We start from the raw sequence: 14,682 nt of genomic DNA, 5'->3' as shown, positions 1-14,682 counted from the left end.
GGCAGCTGTGAACACCTCACAGCTGCTTGCGGTGGACCTCGTGCTGGCGGTACTCGCCGCCGGCGCCTGGTCCGCTGCGGCTTGGATGACCTGGGCGTCGGCAGTCAAGGGAAGGGCCATCCGACGTCGTGCGGACGTAGCACTCCTGTTGGTGGTGGCCGCCGTCGTACTGACTCTGGCCCGCTACGCTTTGCTTCCTGCCTTGGCGGCCGGCAACTGGTGGTTCGCCAGCGAACGCCTGACCATCAGTCTGCCCCTGACCGCCATCCCCGCGGCTTGGGCCGCGATGGCCGGTGTTCCGTACTTGCTGAGGAGACGGAACACCGGCGCAGAACCTCACGCAGCGGATGCCCGCGAAAGGGCAGTACTGGCATTGGCTTCGGCGAGTGCGGCTGCGGTTGGGTCACTCGTGCTGATATTGGTCTTGGGTCCCTTCCCTGCCGCCTGGACCCTGGTGGTCCTGCTGCTTCTCGCCGCAGGAGCAGTGTTGCTGGTCAAGCTCGCGCTCTTCGCCCCAGCGTCGGCGGTCGGGGAAGACACGACGGAGCGGCTTCCTGGTCGGCGCCGGCGTCGGCGCCCGGGGCGGCGAACAAGCACGACGGCGGCAGTCGCCGTCGCCGGACTCATGACCTGTACGGCTTTGGGCTCGGGCGTCTTCGCCTGGCTTGGCAGCCGCGCCACTGATGGATACAGCATTACCGCCGCCGTAGGACATCACGACGGCGGGGCAACAGTTCCGGGGCCGACCACCCAAGTAACCCAATTGCTCGGTACCGTCACTGCCAACGCGGTGGTCCGGCATTACGAGCTCACCGCGCGCGTAGAACGGGTGACCTTGCCGTCCGGACAAACGACGGAAGCCTGGACGTTCGGCAGCCTTCCCGGCCCAACCTTGGAAGCAGAGTTGGGCCAGACAGTGGAGGTGGTGCTGAACAACCGTGATGTGGCTGCCGGGGTGACGCTTCACTGGCACGGCTATGACGTCCCGAATGCCATGGACGGGGTGGCCGGCACAACGCAGGATGCAGTGCTCCCTGGGCAGTCCATGACGTACCGTTTCACCGCTGCGCAATCGGGTACGTATTGGTACCACACGCATCAGGATTCTGCCGAAGGAGTCCGAAAGGGCCTTTTTGGCATATTCGTCGTGCACGATCCCGCCGCCGTCCGTGCTGATACGGACATCGTGGCGGCCGGGCATGACCTCAGCGGTCTGGGGTTGCTGGGCTCCTCAGACCGTAGCAGTGTGTACCGGGCTTCCCCCGGCTCCGCAGTGCGGGTACGGCTTGTCAACACCGACAACTTGCCCCAGCGGTACCTGCTGGAGGGTACGGCATTCAAGGTCGCCGCCGTGGACGGGACGGAGGTGAACGAGCCCGGGGAAGTCTCTGGAGAGCTGCTCCGGATTGGCGCCGGCGGCCGCAACGACGTCACGTTCACCATGCCGGCGTCGCCGGTGACCGTCCGTGTGGATTCCGCTGCCGAAGCCGTAGTGGTTGTCGCTCCACCTGACAGCCCTGGTACGGTATCGGCCAAGGCGCCACCGGGTGTTTTTGCCGTCACACCTGTCCTTGACCTGATGGGCTATGGCAAACCGTTGCCAGGTTCGGCAGCTGTCCCCTCGGCCAACCGTGACGAAACACTCGTGCTGGACCGGCAGTTCCGCTTTGTCGATGGCGTCCCGCGCTATGCGTTTACCGTGAACGGCGCTGCGTATCCCTTGGTCCCTTCCATTGAGGTGGCAAAAGGGGATGTGGTGAAAGTGACCATCGTGAACCGCACAGCCGAGCCCCACCCCATGCATCCTCATGGGCACCACGTGCAGGTCCTCAGCAGGAACGGCCTTGCACCAACCGGTTCACCGTTGGTTCTTGACACCGTTGACGTGCAGCCTGGCGAAGTGTGGGAACTCTTGCTCAAGGCTGACAACCCCGGCATCTGGATGGACCATTGCCACAATCTGGAGCATGCCTCCGAAGGGATGATGATGCTCCTGCAGTATCAAGGAGTCAGCTCACCGTTCATCCACGGAGGGCACGGGCACAACAAGCCTGAGTAGTGCGCGGCCCCGGCCGAGCGATGCTTAGGCGGCGAGGCGGATGTGGGCTGCGATCTCGACGCGTTCCACTACTGCCCAGCAGTCCTCGGTGCGGAGCTGGATGGCCGCAAAGCGCTCGGCGGCACGAAGGTCCGCGAATTCCTCGACCTGGACACGGCCAACTTCGGAGTCCAGGTAGCTGACGTGGTACTCGTACTGGACCTCGAACGTTTGGTCTGCGTTGCTGACGGAAGCTGTTTTCTTTGCCATGTTTCAAGTGTGGAATGGGGCACTGACATTTTTGGAAGTATCGGCGGGCGTGTTCCGAATCGAGTCGTTTCGGGCGGCACATTGGAGGCTACGGCTGCCTGAGGAACTCCGAAGCGGTCTTCCGGACGGTATCAGTGAGGAGGTCCAGGACGTTGGAAGCCGTCTTCCACCGCTGCCAATACAACGGAACGTCGTGGGGCCTGCCAGGGGCCAGCTCCACCAAGCGGCCGTCTGCTATGTCCGCACCACACTGGATCTCCGGAATCAGGCCCCAGCCCAGCCCAAGCCGAATGGCATCGCCAAAATCGTGGGAAGCCGGTACGTAGTGCCTCGGCCCTTTGCGTTCAAGCGTTGGCCTGCTTTTCCGGCCCCGTGCCGGCCATGACTGCACGAACGCCCACTGGTAGGTATCTTTCCGGTCGAAGTCCACGGTGGGTGCCGTGTTGAGCTTCTCCTGGTCCACGCCGTCGCCGAACCATCGCGCCGCGAATCCGGGCTCGGCCACTGCGCAGTACCGCATCACGCCCAGCGGTTCCACCCGGCACCCCTGGACGGGATCAGGGGTGGCGGTCACGGCAGCCATGACCTTCCCTGACCGCAGGAAAGAAGCCGAGTGTTGCTCGTCGTCCCGGTGAAGGTCGAACGTGACGTTCAATGCGGGCGGAATACGCTTCAGCGCCTGGAGGAACCAGACGGCCAGGGAGTCGGCATTCACCACGATCGGTATGGCCAACTGCGGGCCGTCCGTTCCCAGCCCCAACTCCGCGCCGGCGTCGGCCTCCAGCTGTGCCACCTGCCGGGCGAGCCGCAGGACAACTTCGCCGGCCTCGGTGGCTTGGACAGGGTTGCTCCGCTGGAGGAGGACACGCCCGGCTGATTGTTCCAGTGCCTTCAGCCGCTGCGATACGGCCGACGGCGTGATGTGGAGTTGCCGCGCGGCGGCGTCGAGAGTCCCCTCGGAGAGCACCGTGGCGAACGTCAGCAGCTGTTCGGAAGGAAATTGTGTCATAAGAAAATCTTAGGGGCCTGAAGAATCATTAGCTGGTCTTAGGATTGCGGCGATCATAATTTTGAAAGGTGAACTTTGCTGACATCTTCAACTCCACAGGCCTTGGCCTGGCCACCGGGCTCGCCCTCATAGTTGCCATTGGTGCACAGAACGCTTTTGTGCTCCGCCAGGGCATCCGCGGCGAGCACATCGGACCGATCGTGGCGGTATGCGCACTGTCAGATGGCGTGCTTATCGCGGCGGGGGTCCTCGGGATAGGTGCGCTCATCACGGCCGCGCCCGCCGTCGTTGTGGTTCTGCGGTATGTCGGGGCAGCGTTTCTGGTGGTCTACGGCGGCATGGCGGCCCTGCGGGCGCTCCGCCCGCAGACGCTGGTGGCTGCCGACGACTCCGCAGCCCCCGCCAAACGCGGCGCGGCCGCGGCCATCACCACCATGCTTGCCCTGACGTGGCTCAACCCGCACGTATACCTGGACATCGCCCTGCTGGGATCAATTGCCAGCTCCCAAGGCGCGCAACTGCAATGGTGGTTCGGCGCCGGGGCAATGCTCGGAAGCATCATCTGGTTCTGCTTGCTTGGTTTCGGGGCCCGGTTCCTCCGCGGATTCTTTGCCAAGGCCCGGTCGTGGCGCATCCTGGACGGAGGAATTTCCCTCACCATGCTGGCTTTGGGCACCACCCTGGCCCTGGGTTCGTAGGCTTGCAGCTTACCGACGAGACACGCAGTTCCCTCCCATAGAGCGTCCAGATAACTCCCAGATACTGGGAGCATCATGGGTGTCATGAAAAAGAACGGCCCCGAAGCCAAGCTCCTTGTCGTCGATGACGAACCCAACATCCGCGAGCTTCTCTCCACGTCACTGCGCTTTGCAGGTTTCGAGGTCGTAGCCGCGTCAAATGGCCGCGAAGCGCTGGCCGCAGCAGATGCCCATGCCCCGGACCTTGCCGTCCTGGACGTCATGCTGCCGGATATGGACGGTTTCACCGTGACCCGCCGCCTCCGCGCAGCCGGAAAGCACTTCCCTGTCCTGTTCCTCACCGCGAAGGACGACACCGAGGACAAGGTGACCGGACTGACCGTGGGCGGCGATGACTACGTCACCAAACCCTTCAGCCTGGACGAGGTGGTTGCCCGTATCCGGGCCGTGCTCCGCCGCACCCAGCCGCTCGAGGATGACGACGCCGTGATCCGCGTCGATGACCTCGAACTCGACGACGACGCCCACGAGGTCCGTCGGGGCGGAACGGTGATAGAACTCTCCCCCACTGAATTCAAGCTGCTCCGCTATCTCATGCTCAATCCCAACCGGGTGCTGTCCAAGGCCCAGATCCTCGATCACGTCTGGGAGTACGACTTCAACGGTGACGCCTCGATCGTTGAGTCCTACATCTCCTACCTGCGCCGCAAAGTGGACATCGACCCCGATGCCGCCGCCCTCATCCAGACCAAGCGCGGCGTGGGCTATGTGCTGCGAACGGCAGAGAAGCGCTGACCTTGCTGCAACGCTGGAAATCGGCGTCCCTGCGATCGCAGCTCGTTGCCATCATCATGGGACTGCTCCTGCTAGCCCTCGCGGCCACAGGAGCTGGAACGCTGACGCTCGTCAAGAGTTACCTGCAAGGCCAAGTGGACGACAAACTCAAGGCCGCAGTCGCCCTTGCCCAAGACCAGCAGTCGTTCGACAAACTTTCCGAGTACAACCCGAGCGTTCCCACCGACTACTCACTAACCCTCTACGTTCCCGGCTTGTCTCCCTACCCCTTCGGGGGCAACGCCAACGACCGTCCCGCCATAGCCAACATCACGCCGGCTGAAGCCAAGGCAAGGGGCAACGTTCCCTTCCAAGTAAACGGCACGGGCGGTTCCAACTGGCGCGTAGTGGCCGTCGGCGTCGTCGCAAACGGCCAAAACGGCGTGGTGATCATCGGCCTGCCACTGACCCCGGTGGACAAGGTCATGGAACACGCGGTGCTGGTTGTGGTCGGCGTTGGCCTACTGACACTCGTGTTGGCATTCTTCATCGCCACGTGGACGGTTGCCCGTTCCTTCAGGCCCTTGGCACGCGTGGAGAAAACCGCCGCAGCCATCGCCGCCGGCGACCTGTCCAGGCGCGTTGAGATCGACAACCCCCACACGGAGGTCGGACGGCTCGGTGGTTCCTTGAACGCGATGCTGGCCCACATCGAAGCTTCCTTCGCAGCACGGGCCGCCTCCGAGGCCCGCATGCGGCGTTTTGCAGCAGATGCCTCGCACGAACTTCGCACACCCCTGGTGACCATTCGCGGCTTCTCCGAGCTCTACCGTCACGGCGCCCTCACCTCGCCCGAGGACGTTGCCACTGCAATGGGGCGGATCGAAAGCGAAGCCAAGCGCATGGGCTCCATGGTGGAGGACCTCCTCATGCTCGCCCGCCTTGACGAGCAGCGCCCGCTGCATCTCAAACCGGTAGACCTCCAGCTCCTGGCCAACGACGCCGTGGTGGACACCAAGGCCTCCTCATCCGACCGGACCATCAGCCTAGTGGGGCTGGACGGTTCTTCGCCCGGACCGGCACCGGTCCAGGGCGACGAGGCCAAGCTCCGGCAGGTCATTGGAAACCTGGTGGGCAATGCCCTCCGATACACACCCGACGGCAGTCCCATTGAGATTGCCGTCGGAGTCCGGACGGCTCCGGAGGGCGCACAATCCGTGATCGAGATCCGCGACCATGGTCCCGGCATCCCCGAAGACGAGACGAACAAGATCTTCGAGCGCTTTTATCGGGCGGATACTTCGCGTACTCGCGAAACGGGTGGCAGCGGCCTGGGACTTGCCATCGTGGCGGCGATCGTGGGCACCCACGGCGGTACTGTCCGCGTCGCGGAGACCGACGGCGGCGGGGCCACTTTGGTGGTCAGCCTGCCGTTCCATGAGGAGCCCGCAGAGCTGTTATCCACATAGCGGCGAAGCTCCGTTACGCCCGTATTGGCGGCTGCCTAGGCTCGATGTTGTGGCCCACACTTTCTTCGCAACAAGCGGAACAACATCGTCGAAAGGCAGTACACATGAGCGTCATCTCCGTCGATACCGAGCTACTTCAACTCAAGGCGTCCAACGTCCAAACGACCGTGGACAGGATCAGCACCGACGTACAGGCCATGAAGCAGGGGCTCGATGAGCTGCAGGCCACCTGGCGCGGCTCGGCGGCCACCAACTTCCATTCGCTGGTCCTCGAATGGTCCCTGACCCAGAGCAAGGTGGAGTCGTCCCTCGCTTCCATCAACGTAGCCTTGGCCACCGCCGCCTCAAACTACGCCGAGGTTGAGCAGGGCAACACCCAGCGCTTCGCCTACTGATCCCCTGAACCCCTGCGGGGCCGACCGTCTTCCCCCTGTGCGGACGGCTCCGCAGGTCAGTACGTCAGCTTTCCGGCGTTCCTTGATGGAAGCGCAGCCGCCACTGGCCCCGTTCAAGAAGCCAAACCGAGCTGCGGAGCGCCGAACCCGCATGGGACAGGCTCCGGTAATTCAAAAGGATGGTGTTCTCGCTCAGGCGGTCCGCGCTGAGGAGCTCAAGTTCCACATGTTCACCGGGGTCTTCCTCCAGTGCCACCATCATCGCGTCGCGTGTCCAGAACCTGCCGGACTGACCGATCTCGGCGAAATCCGGGTGGAGGAGCACCCCGATCCTGCCGATATCTGCCCGCACGTCAGGTCGCAGGAGTTCACGTTCCAAGGCGACAACCAGCTCTTCCGCCGAGACTTCGGGAGTAGCTGCAGCGTCCTCGAGTTCGCTGAAAAGGTCCGCCTGGCCGAATATCCCCGATTCTCCGAAAAGGGTCGGTTCCGAATGAAGGCGGGGAGGGCGATCCAGTTTGGATGCCGGAAGGGGGCTGGAGGGTGGACGCGTTGCCGCTGCCGCTTCCAAGGTGGCGGCCGGCACGGCGCCGGTCAACGAAGCGGAGCCGCTGGAACGCCCCGCACCTGCAGGAATCCGCTCCTGGGAGTCCTTCGATCCCACCGACGCCCCGGCACCAGTTTGGAAACCGGGCCCACTCGGAGCAGCAACCCCTTGCTGGAATGCGGTAGCAACAGCGCGGGCGCGCTCATCGGCGGCTTCGTTGAGTTCATGGCCGGCGTGGCCCTTGACCCATTCGAAGGTGTATTTGCGGCCTTGGATGGCCTGATCGATGTCCTTCAAGAGATCGACGTTGAGAACCGGCTTTCCATCCGCCTTGCGCCAGCCCTTGCGCTTCCATCCCGGCATCCACTTGGTGATGCAATTGATGACGTATTGGCTGTCGCAAAGGATCCGCAGGTCCTCTTGCGGGATATGGGCGGTGGATCGGAACAAGTCCAGGACGGCCATCAGCTCACCCATGTTGTTGGTTCCATGCGGCCAACCTCCGGCCCGCCAACAGGAGTCGTCAACATACCAGGCCCAACCGGCCGGCCCAGGATTACCGAGGGCAGAACCATCGGCGGCAGCAATAATCGTCATGCATTCAATCCTGCCAGACTGCACTGACACAAAGAGCCTGCTTGGGCGCCAGCTTGCCTGAACGGGTAAACGTCGACGGCGGCCCCCACCCGAAGGTGAGGACCGCCGTCGTTTGCTATGCGCGATGCTGCAGAACAGGGGGCTTAGAAGCCGCCCATGCCGCCCATCTCGTCGCCGCCCGGAGCCGGAGCGTTCTTCTCAGGCTTGTCGGCAACTACAGCCTCGGTGGTCAGGAACAGACCAGCGATGGAGGCAGCGTTCTGGAGGGCCGAACGGGTGACCTTTACGGGGTCGTTGACGCCGGCGGCCAGCAGGTCTTCGTAGACACCCGTGGCAGCGTTCAGGCCGTGGCCGGAAGGCAGGCCGCGGACCTTGTCGGCAACAACGCCCGGCTCGAGGCCAGCGTTGAAGGCGATCTGCTTCAGCGGAGCGTCGATGGCGACCTTGACGATGTTCGCACCGGTTGCTTCGTCGTTCTCGAGGGTCAGGTTGGCGAATGCCTTGGCACCGGCCTGGATGAGGGCAACGCCACCACCGGCAACGATGCCTTCTTCAACGGCAGCCTTTGCGTTGCGGACAGCGTCCTCAATGCGGTGCTTGCGTTCCTTGAGCTCAACTTCGGTTGCGGCACCGGCCTTGATGACTGCAACGCCGCCGGCCAGCTTGGCCAGGCGCTCCTGCAGCTTCTCGCGGTCGTAGTCGGAATCGGAGTTCTCGATCTCGGCGCGGATCTGGGCTACGCGGCCGGCGATGGCGTCGGCGTCGCCTGCACCCTCAACAATGGTGGTCTCGTCCTTGGTGACAACAACCTTGCGGGCGGTACCGAGGAGTTCCAGGCCGGCGTTCTCCAGCTTCAGGCCAACCTCTTCGGAGATGACCTGGCCGCCGGTGAGGATGGCGATGTCGGCAAGCTGTGCCTTGCGGCGGTCGCCGAAGCCCGGAGCCTTGACGGCGACGGACTTGAAGGTGCCACGGATCTTGTTGACGATCAGGGTGGCCAGGGCCTCGCCCTCGATGTCTTCGGCGATGATCAGCAGCGGCTTGTTGGACTGCATGACCTTCTCCAAGACCGCAACGAGTTCCTTCACGTTGGAGATCTTGGAGTTGACGATCAGGATGTACGGATCTTCGAGGACCGTTTCCTGGCGCTCAGCGTCGGTGACGAAGTAAGCGGAGATGTAGCCCTTGTCGAAGCGCATGCCCTCGGTGAGCTCAAGCTCGAGGCCGAAGGTGTTGGATTCCTCGACCGTGATGACGCCTTCCTTGCCCACCTTGTCCAGGGCTTCGGCGATCAGGCTGCCGATTTCCGGGTCGCCGGCGGAGATGGAAGCCGTGGCTGCGATCTCTTCCTTGGTTTCGATTTCCTTGGCGGAAGAAAGCAGTTCGCTGATAACAGCCTCGACTGCCTTCTCGATGCCGCGCTTCAGGGACAGCGGGTCGGCGCCGGCGGCAACGTTGCGCAGGCCTTCCTTGACCAGTGCCTGGGCGAGAACCGTCGCCGTGGTGGTACCGTCGCCAGCGACGTCATCCGTCTTCTTGGCAACTTCCTTGACCAGCTCGGCGCCGATCTTCTCGTAAGGGTCGTCCAGCTCGATCTCCTTGGCGATGGACACGCCATCGTTGGTGATCGTGGGAGCGCCCCACTTCTTCTCGAGGACGACGTTGCGTCCACGCGGGCCGAGGGTGACCTTAACGGCGTCAGCAAGGGTGTTCAGGCCCCGCTCGAGGCCGCGGCGTGCCTCTTCATCAAATGCAATGATCTTGGCCATAACGGCGGTAGTCCTTTCGGGACAGACGTTAAGAAGGTACCTGTCAGGTGGGATGCCCGCGACGGACGATCCTTTGCTTGCGGTCTCTGTATGCCGCTTGCTCCGGACCTCACCCCACCAAGGGTGTTTCTTGATCCTCCCGGCACCGGCCACCTATCCTCCGGCCCCATAGCGGGTTCGCGGAAATTAGCAGTCGATGCACAAGAGTGCTAAATCAATAATTAGCACTCGACCGTGGAGAGTGCAAGCAGAGGCGCCACTTGGCGCTATATATCCGGGAGCTTTCAGCCGATAGCTGAGGCAGCGCCATCAGTCAGGCGATGCGGACACTTTCAGCCTGCGGCCCCTTAAGTCCTTCGCCCAGTTCGAACTCTACGCGCTGGCCTTCTTCGAGGGCGCGGTAACCGTCCATTTGGATCGCCGACCAGTGCACAAAAACGTCGTCGCCGGAGTCATCCACAGTGATGAAGCCGTACCCTTTTTCGGCGTTGAACCATTTCACGGTTCCCAATGCCATGATGCCCACACTTTCGCAGTAGCCAAGACCGGTGTCGGGATCTCCGTACCGGAATCAGTCCACTGTAACCACAGTCACTGCCGCCGCGCTCCTGCCCGGAGGCGGAGCATGATTTTTGTTATTGAGGCTTAACCGAGTTGGCTTCCAAGCGGCTCCAGGAGGCGGATCTACCGGTAGCCGGGTCCCACAACGACCACCAGCGGCTGCTGCACTTCGGGGGACTCCACGATCGTCGTAATGCCCAGGAGGGCACCCACGGCTTCAGCATTCGCCTTCTGCGCGGGGGCGTTGTAAAACACCACGGAAGTCTGCTGCGGGAGGCCGCCCCAGTTGCCCACGGTACCAAGGGTCCAGCCACCACTTTGGACTATTCCGGCCACCCGGTTTGCGAGGCCGGCTGTGGCCGTTCCGTTGTAGACAGCCACGGCAGTGCTCTTGTCCACCGGAGCGGAGGACTGCGTGGCGGAAGGTGAAGCGGAAGGGGTGGAACCGGGTGTCGGCTCACCCGAAGCGATCGGGGCGTTGCCTGATTCGCTGGGTGCGGCGGAGGGTGACGGCTCACCGCTCTGCTGGGGCGCCGGTGTCGAGACACTGGACGAGGCCGCGGGCGCTGTGATCCCGAGGCGCGGCAGGATCAGGAACGCCACCAGGCCAAGCACCAGGGCTACTGCGCCGACCGTAAGCACCGGCCACAGAGTGGGGCGGGTGGTCCCGGTGGCATCCCGGTGGACGCCCTGGCGGGACGTGTTCTGAGGAACCCGGTCGAATTCATCCTTGGCATATTTGGTCATGGTGAAGCGTTGTCCTTGCTGGTTGCTGCTGACAGATCGCGCCTGGCGAATTACGCGTCGGACCCCAAACGGCGCGCTGTCCGCGCACGTTGGCGCGACGTACGTAGTCTACGCAGTCTCTTGACCAGCATGGGATCGTGGGCCAAAGCGTCCTCGGTATCGATCAGGGCGTTGAGGATCTGGTAATAGTGCGTGGCAGAGAGATCGAAGAGCTCCCGGATGGCCTGTTCCTTGGCCCCGGCGTACTTCCACCACTGCCGTTCCAGTGCCAGCATCTGCTGGTCGCGTTCGCTCAATGGAGAGTCGGTGCGGACACCTGCGGCGAGTTCTTCGAGGGCGAAACCGGCTGCCTGCGTCGCCATCGGTTCCGGTGCTGGTTCGGCCACGGCACACTCCTAAGACGCGTGTTGGGGAAAATGTCCTACCCCCATGTTACGGGTGAATAACAACGCTGTCATTCGCCCACCCCGTGCCGGGAGGGGGACAATGGCCGGGTGACTTTCGAGGATGCACTTTTTGACCTTGAACCTGACGCTCCCGCAGATCAGGGCTTCGACGCGCTGCTGGACAAGCCGTTGGAGGAACTGATCGCGCCTGATTGGGCTGAAGCCTTGCGGCCGGTTGAACCGCCATTGCGCGAGGTCATGGCCTTTGTGACCGACCAAGCGAAGGACGGCGTCCAAATCCTTCCTGCCGCTTCGAACCTTCTCCGCGCGTTCCGGCAGCCGTTGGCCGACGTCAAGGTCCTTGTCCTGGGGCAGGACCCCTACCCGACGCCTGGTCACGCCGTGGGACTCGCGTTTTCCGTTTCCCGCAATACACGCCCCATTCCACGAAGCCTGGCCAATATCTACCGCGAACTGCAGGACGACCTCGGATTGCCGCCACGCGTCCATGGGGACCTCGGCGCATGGTCCGAACAAGGCGTCCTCCTGCTAAACCGGGTCCTCAGCGTGGTCGCCGGAAGTGCCGGCTCGCACCGAGGCAAGGGCTGGGAGACAATCACGACGGCGGCCGTCACCGCCGTCGTCAATCGAACGGATGCCGCGGGGAAACCCAAGCCGCTGGTCGCGATCCTCTGGGGCAAGGACGCCGAATCGGTGGCGCCGTTGCTGAACGGCGCGCCGTCGGTCGTGTCCGTGCACCCGAGTCCGCTCTCGGCGTCGAGGGGTTTCTTCGGTTCCAAGCCGTTCAGCCGGACCAATGAGTTGCTGGTTGCGCAGGGCGCGTCGCCGGTCAATTGGGAATTGCCGGTCCTGTAGCTCCCCGCCCGATCCTCACTCACAACCCGCCCCTCCCCCAGGCCAAGTGAAAAAGGAATCCCAAGAACGCGGCGGTATATGAGAGAGGAAACAGGAAAAGCGGGCGGGAGGTGAGAGAGGAACGGTTGTAACGTTCGACTCATACCCAGCCTGCGCGCAGCCGACTGGCTTAGGCTTGCCTTCATGGCTGCTCTTCCCGTGACGTCGTCCGCTACCCGCCAAACCCGTCCCCAAGTCACCCTGACGGTGCTGCGCAAAGAGGTGCTCTCACCGCACATGGTGCGGATTGTCGCCGGCGGGCCGGGCTTCAGCGACTTCGCCAACAACGAATATGTGGACCGGTACGTCAAGATCGTGTTCCCGCAGCCCGGTGTTGACTACCAGTTGCCTTTGGACCTGTGGGCCATCCGTGAAACCATGCCCCGGGAACAGTGGCCGCACACCCGTACCTACACCATCCGCTGGGTGGACCTGGCTGCCCGGGAACTCGCCATCGACTTTGTGGTGCACGGGGACGAAGGCCTCGCCGGGCCCTGGGCCGCAGCTGCCCAACCCGGGGACAGCCTCACGTTCACGGGCCCGGGCGGGGCGTACAACCCGGCGCCCGAGGCCGACTGGTACCTTTTCGCCGGTGATGATGCCGCTATTCCGGCGATCGCCGCGTCCATCGAAGCCCTGAGCCCGGACGCGCGGGGTGTTGCGTTCCTGGAGGTCGACACCGCCGACGATGTTCTGCCCCTCAACGCTCCCACCGGTTTGGAAATCCGCTGGCTATACCGCAACGGACTGCAGGCCGGATCCAGCGATCTCCTGCTGGACGCCGTACGCAACGTTGAGTGGCTGCCCGGACGCGTGGATGTGTTCGCGCACGGTGAGCGCGGATACATGAAGGGCCTCCGTGAGGTTTTCTTCGTCCAGCACGGCCTGGAACGCTCCCAGGTCTCCCTGTCCGGCTATTGGGCCCAAGGCAGGGTGGAGGAAGTGTTCCAGGCCGAGAAGAAACTTGCCATCGGCAAGATCTAGCAAGATCCAGCAGGATCTAGCGCCGGCGCACCCTCCGCCGCTCATTACTGGACAGGCCCTTGGTCAGCGGCCTGGCAAGGTTGTCCCCGAGCACGATGCCCGCCGCCACGCCCAGCACTATTGCCGCCGCATTCAGCATGCCGCCGGCACCCAGCAGGATGTTCGTTTCCTCCGTGGTCAACAGATACATCGAGCGGAAAATAGTGAGGCCCGGCAACAGGATCAGGGCAGCCGGGACGGCCACCACAAGCTGCGGCGCCCCCAGCTTCAACGCCACCACCCGGCCAAGAAGGCCAATAACCACCGCCGAAACGGCGGGTGACAAGCGGTCGCCGAGGCCGAGCTCGGCGGCCCCCCACAAGACGAAGAAGCCCACCAGGCCGACTGCCGCCGTCGGGAGCAAAAGGCGCATCTGCGTCTGTTCGGTGACGCAAATTGCCGCCACGGCAATGGCGATCAGGATCGCCTGACCCCAGAGCGGATAGGCGGGCGGGAACGTGTTGGTGACGTCCAGGACCGCGCTGCCCATCAAGGTTCCGGTCACGACGGCGACGGCGATTCCCGCCACGATCGCACCGAACGTCAGCAGGGTGGACAGGAAGCGGCCCGCGGCCGTCACGGGGAAGCCGTTGATGGCATCCTGTACCGAGGAGACAAGCCGGCCTGTGGGAAGCAGGAGCAGGATGCCGCCCGCCACCACAATGGACGGCGCAATGTCCGCGCCCGCCCATCGCAGCATCAAGGCGATGAAGGTGACCAGGAACGAGCAGGCCATGGTGATGAAGAAGTCCGGGGTGCGCCAGCGGCCCAACTGCCGGGCCACCAGGCTGATGAGCAGGTTGGATGCGAACGCCAGCGCGGATGCCCCCGGACCGCCGCCGAGGACACCTACGAACACGGCAGCGAACACGCCGAAAGCCACGGTGACCATCCACCGAGGGAAGGGCTTGGCGCTGCGAACGATCTCGTTAAGCCGTTTCACGGCCTCGGCGCGGCCCACTCCCCCGGCCACGATGTCCGTGACGAGCTGATGCACCTGGGCCAGACCGGCATAGTTGTTGGTCCATGACCGCACCACACGGAGCAGCGTGATGGGCGTCTGGTCCTTGGGGGCATAGTTGATGGCCACCGACTGGTTGGTGATGTCCACCTCGATATTCTTCAGGCCCAGGGCAGCGGTGACCGCGATCATGCTGGTCTCCACCTCCAAGGCACCGGCCCCGTAGCGGAACATTGCCTCGGCAAGGTGCAAGGCGAAGTCGATCGTCTTGCGGGCTGAGGCGTCCACCCCGGCCACCTGGATGGTGGGGTTGGCGTAAGGGCTTCCTGCCAGCCTGTCCACGATGCTCATGGGTGCCGTAGGCGGGCTGTCACCTTGCACCAGCCGCATCAGCATGCGCTTGGCGTTGGCGTTCTGCCGAACCTGCGACGGCCGCAGCGGCTGGGTCTTAGGCAAGCCATCCGTGTGAGGCCTGCCGCCAATGCCCTCCGGGCGTTCAGTCACGCAGCATTCCTCCTTTGCT

General features: G+C 63.7%; 15 protein-coding genes. 7 read left to right on the top strand and 8 right to left on the bottom strand.

All coding sequences use genetic code 11. From position 1 onward, the window contains the following. Positions 1-7: 7 nt before the first annotated feature. Entirely contained in the window at positions 8-2,059 is a 2,052-nt protein-coding gene (locus ACIPY2_RS07980; RefSeq protein WP_400265837.1) for a multicopper oxidase family protein, read from the top strand. Between the two features lie 24 nt (positions 2,060-2,083). On the opposite strand, the gene ACIPY2_RS07975 is transcribed toward ACIPY2_RS07980, so the two are convergent. Both ACIPY2_RS07975 and ACIPY2_RS07970 read right to left on the bottom strand, forming a co-directional pair. Next, positions 2,084-2,308, bottom strand: coding sequence for a hypothetical protein (locus ACIPY2_RS07975; RefSeq protein WP_400265836.1), 225 nt, complete (start codon positions 2,306-2,308; stop codon positions 2,084-2,086). Between the two features lie 88 nt (positions 2,309-2,396). Then, on the bottom strand, positions 2,397-3,317 hold the full coding sequence (locus tag ACIPY2_RS07970; RefSeq protein WP_400265835.1) for a LysR family transcriptional regulator ArgP: 921 nt from the start codon (positions 3,315-3,317) through the stop codon (positions 2,397-2,399). A 68-nt stretch (positions 3,318-3,385) separates the two neighbouring features. On the opposite strand from ACIPY2_RS07970, the gene ACIPY2_RS07965 reads away from it, so the two are divergent. The 4 genes from ACIPY2_RS07965 to ACIPY2_RS07950 all read left to right on the top strand — a co-directional run bounded on the left by ACIPY2_RS07965 (position 3,386) and on the right by ACIPY2_RS07950 (position 6,653). Further along, a complete protein-coding gene (locus ACIPY2_RS07965) occupies positions 3,386-4,015 on the top strand; it encodes a LysE/ArgO family amino acid transporter (RefSeq protein WP_400265834.1) in 630 nt (209 codons plus the stop codon). 84 nt (positions 4,016-4,099) lie between these two features. Continuing rightward, entirely contained in the window at positions 4,100-4,810 is a 711-nt protein-coding gene (locus tag ACIPY2_RS07960) for a response regulator transcription factor (protein ID WP_400265833.1), read from the top strand. Between the two features lie 2 nt (positions 4,811-4,812). Continuing rightward, positions 4,813-6,258 carry a sensor histidine kinase gene (locus tag ACIPY2_RS07955; protein WP_400265832.1) on the top strand — a complete coding sequence of 482 codons (1,446 nt, stop codon included), beginning with the start codon at positions 4,813-4,815 and terminating at the stop codon, positions 6,256-6,258. Between the two features lie 104 nt (positions 6,259-6,362). Beyond that, positions 6,363-6,653, top strand: coding sequence for a WXG100 family type VII secretion target (locus ACIPY2_RS07950; protein ID WP_400265831.1), 291 nt, complete (start codon positions 6,363-6,365; stop codon positions 6,651-6,653). Between the two features lie 64 nt (positions 6,654-6,717). Here ACIPY2_RS07950 and ACIPY2_RS07945 read toward each other — a convergent pair whose 3' ends face one another. From ACIPY2_RS07945 to ACIPY2_RS07925, 5 genes are all read right to left on the bottom strand, one after another. Then, complete coding sequence (locus tag ACIPY2_RS07945) at positions 6,718-7,797, bottom strand: RNase H family protein (protein WP_400265830.1); 1,080 nt, start codon at positions 7,795-7,797, stop codon at positions 6,718-6,720. 143 nt (positions 7,798-7,940) lie between these two features. Next, complete coding sequence (gene groL / locus ACIPY2_RS07940) at positions 7,941-9,566, bottom strand: chaperonin GroEL (RefSeq protein WP_400265829.1); 1,626 nt, start codon at positions 9,564-9,566, stop codon at positions 7,941-7,943. Between the two features lie 313 nt (positions 9,567-9,879). Continuing rightward, positions 9,880-10,083: a cold-shock protein gene (locus ACIPY2_RS07935; RefSeq protein WP_400265828.1), complete on the bottom strand. Its 204-nt coding sequence runs from the start codon at positions 10,081-10,083 to the stop codon at positions 9,880-9,882. Between the two features lie 167 nt (positions 10,084-10,250). Beyond that, the gene (locus ACIPY2_RS07930) at positions 10,251-10,874 is read right to left on the bottom strand and encodes a LytR C-terminal domain-containing protein (RefSeq protein WP_400265827.1); all 624 of its coding nucleotides are present in this window, start codon (positions 10,872-10,874) and stop codon (positions 10,251-10,253) included. 50 nt (positions 10,875-10,924) lie between these two features. Continuing rightward, a complete protein-coding gene (locus ACIPY2_RS07925; RefSeq protein WP_400265826.1) occupies positions 10,925-11,260 on the bottom strand; it encodes a DUF3263 domain-containing protein in 336 nt (111 codons plus the stop codon). A gap of 108 nt (positions 11,261-11,368) precedes the next feature. Here ACIPY2_RS07925 and ACIPY2_RS07920 point away from each other — a divergent pair, with 108 nt between their 5' ends. Both ACIPY2_RS07920 and ACIPY2_RS07915 read left to right on the top strand, forming a co-directional pair. Beyond that, positions 11,369-12,136 carry a uracil-DNA glycosylase gene (locus ACIPY2_RS07920; RefSeq protein WP_400265825.1) on the top strand — a complete coding sequence of 256 codons (768 nt, stop codon included), beginning with the start codon at positions 11,369-11,371 and terminating at the stop codon, positions 12,134-12,136. A 183-nt stretch (positions 12,137-12,319) separates the two neighbouring features. Then, the gene (locus ACIPY2_RS07915) at positions 12,320-13,159 is read left to right on the top strand and encodes a siderophore-interacting protein (protein ID WP_400265824.1); all 840 of its coding nucleotides are present in this window, start codon (positions 12,320-12,322) and stop codon (positions 13,157-13,159) included. A 16-nt stretch (positions 13,160-13,175) separates the two neighbouring features. Here the strand turns inward: ACIPY2_RS07915 and ACIPY2_RS07910 are convergent, their stop codons facing one another. Continuing rightward, positions 13,176-14,663, bottom strand: coding sequence for a threonine/serine exporter ThrE family protein (locus ACIPY2_RS07910; RefSeq protein ID WP_400265823.1), 1,488 nt, complete (start codon positions 14,661-14,663; stop codon positions 13,176-13,178). Between the last annotated feature and the right edge of the window lie 19 nt (positions 14,664-14,682).

It is taken from the genome of Paenarthrobacter sp. NPDC089675, from assembly GCF_044749185.1.
In the GTDB taxonomy this organism is placed as follows: Bacteria; Actinomycetota; Actinomycetes; order Actinomycetales; family Micrococcaceae; genus Arthrobacter.
Note: the sequence above shows the minus strand (reverse complement) of the source record. Positions and strands in the feature narration are given on the sequence as shown.